This window comes from Streptomyces hirsutus (assembly GCF_001418415.1).
Lineage (GTDB): Bacteria > Actinomycetota > Actinomycetes > Streptomycetales > Streptomycetaceae > Streptomyces > Streptomyces hirsutus.
This window is the reverse complement of sequence record NZ_LIQT01000585.1, coordinates 1-1847: the sequence shown is the minus strand read 5'-3', so window position 1 is coordinate 1847 and position 1847 is coordinate 1. Positions and strand designations below refer to the sequence as shown.

Sequence of the window (1847 nt, the reverse complement as noted above, 5' to 3'; positions counted from 1 at the left end):
ATCGCCTGCCGAAGGCCGCTCACGGGCTCCTACCTGATCCCAGCCTGAGCACTCCCTTAACGGGGCCATAAGGATCTCCACGAGCGGCCTTCGGCAGGCGATTTCCCGGTTTCCCGGGGCTAGTTTCTGAGCCATCCCCCCACGGGATTCCCCCCAGGCCCAGTGATCGTCCGAGGAGTTGCTGCCCCATGCCCGCACGCCGCAAGGCCGCTGTCGCCGCCGTCGGTATCGTCCCGCTCGCCCTGACCGGGCTGTCCGCCTCGCCGGCGGCCGCGCACGGCTCGATGGGTGATCCGGTCAGCAGGGTCGCGCAGTGCTTCGCCGAGGGGCCGGAGAGCCCGAAGTCGGCGGCGTGCCGGGCGGCGGTCGCGGCCGGCGGTACCCAGGCGCTCTACGACTGGAACGGCGTACGCATCGGCGACGCGGGCGGACGCCACGAGGAACTGATCCCCGACGGCAAGCTGTGCAGCGCGGGCAACGAGGCGTTCAAGGGGCTCGACCTGGCCCGCGCCGACTGGCCCGCGACGTCGGTGAGCAGCGGCTCGTACACCTTCAAGTACCGGGTGACGGCCCCGCACAAGGGCTCCTTCGAGGTGTACATCACCAAGCCCGGTTACGACCCGGCCCAGCCGCTGGGCTGGGGCGATCTGGATCTGGCGAACCCGGTGGCGACGGCCACCGACCCGGCCGCCGCCGACGGCTTCTACACGTTCACCGGCACCCTTCCCGAGCGCTCGGGCAAGCAGCTGCTGTACGCGGTGTGGCAGCGCTCGGACAGCCCGGAGGCGTTCTACTCCTGCTCCGACGTCGCCTTCGGAGGAGAAGGAGGAGCAGGAGGAGCAGGAGGAGGCGCGAGCGAGGGCGCCGACGACGGCGGAAACGAGTCCGGCGCCGGTGACACGCCCAAGGACGAGGCCGCCCCGGCACCGGTCGCCTCCGCGCCCTCCGAGGAGCAGATCGACGAGGGGACCGACAAGTCGACCATCGAGAACCACGGCCACGGGGACGACGACCCGCACACCACCGCGCAGCCGACCCCGGCCGGCGACCACACCTCCGGTGACACGCCGGGCGACGGCGACGGCGCCGACGACAGCGCCGACGGTGCCGACGTCGCCGCCAACCAGCCCAAGGCGGCCGGCACTTCGGGGAACCTCGCGGAGACCGGCGGCGACGGGAACACCCCGTACCTGATGGTCGGCGGGGCCGCCGCCCTGGCGCTCGGTTCGGCGGCGCTGTTCGCCTCCACCCGGCGGCGTGCGGCGAACGGGCGGCACGACCGCTGACCCCGTGTCGACCGCTGACCCCGCGTCGACCGTGAACCGGGGCCTGTCCGGCGGCTCAGGCCGGACAGGCCCCGGCATGCGCACGGGCGCGTACACGTGTCAGCGGCCCGCTTCGGCTACACGTGTCAGCTGAACACCGAGGCGCAGGTGGTGGGGCGGGCACGGGACGGGTCGAGGGCGTTGGCGACCTCGTGGAAGGCGATCCGGTCGATCAGCGCGATCGCCAGGTGCTCGGACAGGTCGACCGGGCACAGGTCCTGGAGCAGGACGTTGTGCACGTTGGGCCCGCTCAGGTACTGGCTGCGGTAGGGGGTGACCACTTCGTCGTACCGGGTGGCGATGACGGTGTAGCGGACGCCGGGCACGGTGTCGCCGCCCGCGTTGAGCCGGGTGAGGAAGTCCGAGCCGGCGACCTGCTGGGCGAGGGCGGGGGTCGCCTCGTTCAGCAGGTGGCCGACGCCCGGGAAGTACGGCAGCAGGTTGGTGAGGCCGGCGAGGGTGGTGCCGTGGTTGCTGGGCGCGATTCCGACGAGGGCGTTCACCTCGGCGGCGCCGCCGAGG

General features: G+C 72.6%; 2 protein-coding genes. One reads left to right on the top strand and one right to left on the bottom strand.

Features of this window, described 5'->3' with window-relative positions; genetic code table 11:
- Positions 1-188: 188 nt before the first annotated feature.
- Positions 189-1286, top strand: coding sequence for a lytic polysaccharide monooxygenase auxiliary activity family 9 protein (locus AOK11_RS35000; RefSeq protein ID WP_055597682.1), 1098 nt, complete (start codon positions 189-191; stop codon positions 1284-1286).
- A 125-nt stretch (positions 1287-1411) separates the two neighbouring features.
- Here AOK11_RS35000 and AOK11_RS34995 read toward each other — a convergent pair.
- A partial coding sequence (locus tag AOK11_RS34995; RefSeq protein WP_240497610.1) for an alpha/beta hydrolase family protein occupies positions 1412-1847 on the bottom strand: 436 nt, incomplete at its 5' end.